This window comes from uncultured Campylobacter sp., assembly GCF_963517995.1.
Taxonomy (GTDB): domain Bacteria; phylum Campylobacterota; class Campylobacteria; order Campylobacterales; family Campylobacteraceae; genus Campylobacter_A.
This window is the reverse complement of record NZ_CAUQHQ010000162.1, coordinates 1-4,506: the sequence shown is the minus strand read 5'-3', so window position 1 is coordinate 4,506 and position 4,506 is coordinate 1. Positions and strand designations below refer to the sequence as shown.

At 45.8% G+C, this 4,506-nt stretch carries 4 protein-coding genes; 3 read left to right on the top strand and 1 reads right to left on the bottom strand.

The window, feature by feature from the left end; all coding sequences use genetic code 11:
- From RYL88_RS11700 to RYL88_RS11690, 3 genes are all read left to right on the top strand, one after another.
- Nucleotides 1–245: 3'-5' exonuclease (locus tag RYL88_RS11700; RefSeq protein ID WP_314991508.1), on the top strand; the 245-nt coding region annotated here is incomplete at its 5' end.
- Nucleotides 246–365: 120 nt separating this feature from the next.
- Nucleotides 366–1,454, top strand: coding sequence for a DegT/DnrJ/EryC1/StrS family aminotransferase (locus RYL88_RS11695; protein ID WP_314991507.1), 1,089 nt, complete (start codon nt 366–368; stop codon nt 1,452–1,454).
- Entirely contained in the window at nt 1,447–2,331 is an 885-nt protein-coding gene (locus RYL88_RS11690) for a Gfo/Idh/MocA family oxidoreductase (RefSeq protein WP_314991504.1), read from the top strand. The genes RYL88_RS11695 and RYL88_RS11690 overlap by 8 nt, the downstream gene beginning before the upstream one ends.
- Nucleotides 2,332–3,488: 1,157 nt before the next feature.
- On the opposite strand, the gene RYL88_RS11685 is transcribed toward RYL88_RS11690, so the two are convergent.
- On the bottom strand, nt 3,489–4,379 hold the full coding sequence (locus tag RYL88_RS11685) for an NAD(P)H-dependent glycerol-3-phosphate dehydrogenase (RefSeq protein WP_314991510.1): 891 nt from the start codon (nt 4,377–4,379) through the stop codon (nt 3,489–3,491).
- Nucleotides 4,380–4,506: the final 127 nt, after the last annotated feature.

Sequence of the window (4,506 nt, the reverse complement as noted above, 5' to 3'; positions counted from 1 at the left end):
CCTCAAAGGGGCTTGAGTTTGACCTCGTTTTCGTAGTCGATCTCGCGCAAAATCGTTTCCCGAACTTAAAACTAATGAGCATGGGCGGCTCGCTCGAGGAGGAGCGGCGGCTCTTTTACGTCGCGGTCACTCGCGCGCGCGACGAGCTGATTTTAAGCTACGCCAAATACGACAAAATTAAAAAGATAAACTACCAGCCTAGCCAGTTTTTGATCGAGGCTGGGATGGCTAGCGAGGGGATTTAGAGCCGTTTTTGCTGCGGGCTTTTGCTTAAATTTAAGTCCAAAAAGCCCTAAAATACGAGTATTTTGATAAATTTAATAAATTTAGTAGTATAATTTTTAATCTTAAATCAAGGAAAATAAATGAAAATAAATTTTATAGATTTGCAAGGACAATACCGAAAATACAAAAACGAAATCGACGAGCAAATCGCGCAGACGCTAGATTCTAGCGCGTATATCGGCGGCCAAAAGGTCGCGCTATTAGAGGAAAATTTAGCTCGCTTTAGCGGCGCAAAGCATGCCATAGCCTGCAGCAACGGCTCTAGCGCGATATTTGTATCGCTTCTAGCTCTTGGTATCGGGCACGGCGACGAGGTCATCACGTCTCCTTTTACCTTTTTTGCGACCGCCGAGATGATAGCTTTAACGGGAGCTAAGCCCGTGTTCGTCGATATAGATGAAAAAACCTACAACATCGACCCAAACCTAATCCAAGCCGCAATCACGCCAAAAACCAAAGCTATAATGCCGGTTTCGCTTTTCGGTCAAATAGCCGATATGAAACGCATCAACCAAATCGCCGCAAAACACGGCCTAACCGTCATCGAGGACGCGGCGCAAAGCTTTGGCGCAAAGCAAGAGGGCGCAAGGTCGTGCAGCCTCTCAAGGCTAGCCACGACTTCATTTTTCCCCGCTAAACCGCTTGGCTGCTACGGCGACGGCGGAGCGATATTTACGAGCGACGACGAGCTAGCGCAAAAGATAAAAATTTTACTAAATCACGGCTCAAAAGAGCGTTATTTTCATAGCGCTATCGGCATAAACGGCAGGCTAGACGCCATCCAAGCGGGCGTTTTAAACGTGAAGCTAAAATACTTTGAAGGCGAAATTACGCGCCGCCAAGAGATCGCCGCACGCTACGGCCAAAACCTAAAAAACGTCGTAACGCCCTTTGTAGAGCGCGGAAATACGAGCGTCTGGGCTCAGTACTGCATCCGCGTAAAAGATAGAGCTAGGATGCTAGAAATCTGCGCGCAAAAAGGCGTGCCGACTGGAGTTTATTACCCGCTACCGTTACATTTGCAAGAGGTCTTTAAAGATCTTGGCTACAAAAAAGGCGATTTTGCCGTTAGCGAGCGCGTGAGCGAGGACATCATGGCGCTGCCGATGTCGGCGTTTTTGAGCGAGCAAGAGCAAGATTATGTGATAGAGGTTATAAATAATGCTTAAATTTGCCGTTATCGGCCTTGGCGTAATGGGTAAAAATCACGCCCGTGCCCTGCAAAACGTAGCGGACGCAAAACTAGTCGCCACGTGCGATCCATTTGCTAGCGGGGATTTTTGCTGCAAGCATTACGGCGACTTGGATAAGATGCTAGAGAGCGAGGATTTGGATGCCGCCGTCATCGCGACGCCCACTTTTGCGCACAAAGACGCCGCGATAAAATGCGCGCAAAAAGGCGTAAATTTACTCATAGAAAAGCCCTTAGCCTCTAGCGTCCCTCAGGCGCGCGAGATAGCGGAGGCAGCTAAAAAGCTGGGTATAAAAGCGGCAGTCGGACACGTAGAGAGATTTAACCCCGCGGTCTGCGCGCTAAAAAATGAACTAGTCCAAAGGCGAATTTACGAGATTCATACGACTAGGATTTCGCCGTTTCCGACTCGTATCGGCGACGTGGGCGTGCTAGCCGACCTTGCCGTACACGATATAGATTTGATTAGATTTATTAGCGGAGAGGAGATTTTGAGCTCGCATATCTTAAAATCCCGCCGCATCCACGCTAGCTGCGAGGATAGCGCAAATTTAAGCTTCGAGCTTAGCGGCGGCGCTACGGCTTGCGCTAGAGTTTCGTGGCTATCGCCGTTTAAAAAGCGAACCATCGAAGTCGTCTGCGAGGGCGGCGTTTTTGAGGCGGATTTGATCTCGCAGGAGCTTAAATTTTATACGAATTTAGACGCAAACTCTTTTTCGCAAAAAAGTTGCTTTGTGAAAAAAAGCGAAGCGCTAAGCGGCGAGCTAAATGCCTTTACCAGCCTACTAAAAGGCCAAAACAGCGATATCGCGACTCTTGAAGACGGCATCAGAACGCTTGAGGTTATCTCGTAGCTTTACGTATCAAAACCTAAATTTAGCGGCGAATTTGAATGATTTAAATTTAGCTAAATTCGGCACGAACTTTCCGCCGCAAACGCTAAATTTAGGCTTATCTTAAAACTTGGCTTAGTTTAGACCCGCCGGTCAAACTAGAGCGCTACGTTTTTACCGTATTTTTGGTTGCCGTTTGCCTAAAGTAAAGGCGCTGTAATTTTCTCCCGATTCTTACCCCAAATATCGCTAAGCCAAAACCCAATCGCAAACTAGGCAAGCTAACTAAAACGCAGGCTTGCCAAATTCCGCTAATATCCGGCTTGGTTCCTCTTCATCAAAGCTAATGGCTACGGCGCTCTTATCATACTTCCCCGCAACGTGATAAAGCTAAAAAACGGCTGCTACTTTTTTTCAAGTAGCAGCGAGTAGCCTACTAAATTTGACCTAAACGCACCATATCGTTGCATCAAAAATATTCGCCAGGCCATTTTGGACTATTTATGCGCTCTTAAAATATTGCAATGATTGCGGCAATTTTAATTTTTTATGGATAACGCGCAAAATTTAGACGAAATAGTACGGTTTTTAAGGCACTTTTGCTCTATAACGGTTTAGCTTCGCCGTCTTTACGCAAGCCTTTTGTAAAAATATTTAAAATTCATTAGAATTAGCTTTTATATTTGCTCATTTATAAGCGAGATTTGCCAGTATCAAGCCGCCTGTTCTAAAGCCCTTCTAGGCCCGCGTCGTATCTTTAGGGTAAATGCGACGATATCAAGGACGAATTTTACAAAGCTAAATTTTAAATTTATGAGTTTAGATGCCTCTCTTACGGCGAATAATTTAAGATTTTCTAAATTTGCTTTGAGATTTACCGTGGATTATACGTATATTTATTGCGCCGTATTTTGCTTTTACTCAAGCTTAGTAAAAGGATGGTTTTTAAATTTAGCAACGAAATTTTATTTATCAAGTACCGCTTTTACATACAGATTTTGCGCCGTAGATATCGCAAACTAACAGGCAATACGGCATGCCGCCGCCAAAATAAGTTATAAATTTTCATTTACCGCTAAGATCGGTTTTGTACGCCCACAATCTTTGCGCCGCCTCCGTCATAAATGCAAACGCCAAAAACTGCTCCCAGATTTTAACGAAAATGAGTAAGCCTAAATTTATTTTTTACCAAGTAGATCTTTTAAGCTTTCCTGCACGTCTTTGCCCCGTAGCATCGCCGCAACCTCGTTTACTATCGGCGTATAGATGCCCTTGCTAGCGGCGATTTTCTCTATCGCGTATGATGTGTCCACGCCCTCTGCGACCTCGCCTAGATCGTTTAGGATTTTATTTAGGCTCTCGTTTTTAGCAAGTCCCAAGCCCACGCGGTAGTTGCGCGAAAGCACCGATGAAGCCGTGAGAAAGAGATCGCCCGCACCGCTAAGACCCAAAAACGTCTGCTGCTGCGCGCCGAAATACTCGCCAAACCTCGCCATCTCGACGAGTCCTCGCGAGATGAGGCTGGCGCGAGCGCTGTTGCCAAGCCCGAGCCCGTCGCAGATACCGCCCGCGATAGCGATGACGTTTTTATAGGCACCTGCGATCTCGGCGCCGATAACGTCGCTACTAGCGTAGGCTTTGATATTTCGCGGAAAAAGCCCTGAAATCTCGCGCGCAAGGGCTTCGTTTTTAGAATTTACCACTAGCGCGCACGGAAGGTCGTTTTGTATCTCCTTAGCAAAGCTCGGCCCCGATAAAAAGGCCAAATTTGCCGCATCTACGTGCTGCTCGTAAATCTCGTCTAAAAAACGAAGGCTCGAGGTTTCGATGCCCTTTGAGGCGACTAAAATTTTCTGCCCGAAGTTTTTAAAATGCTCTTTTAGCCAGCCGCTAACGGACTGTGAAGGTATGGCGACGACGAGCAGATCGCGCTTTAGCGCCTCCTCTAGGTCCACGAAATGCGCGCCTTCAAGCTGTCTGCGAGAGCTGATGACGCAGTCGTTTTTTTGCGAAAGCGCATGAAAAAGCGCGCTGCCCCCCATCCCCCCACCGAAGGTGGCTATTTTGATTTTTTGTCTTTTTTTTTGTTTGAATTTTTTCTCTTGTTTTTATTTTTGTTTTGCTTTTTATTTATGTTTTTATTATTTCTTTTCTGATTATTTTTTTCTTTATTTTTAATTATTTTAGGATTTTTAG

What these genes read in the sequence shown, in the direction of transcription:
- RYL88_RS11695 (WP_314991507.1), top strand. Translation starts at nt 366, where the DNA reads ATGAAAATAAATTTTATAGATTTGCAAGGACAATACCGAAAATACAAA.
- RYL88_RS11690 (WP_314991504.1), top strand. Translation starts at nt 1,447, where the DNA reads ATGCTTAAATTTGCCGTTATCGGCCTTGGCGTAATGGGTAAAAATCAC.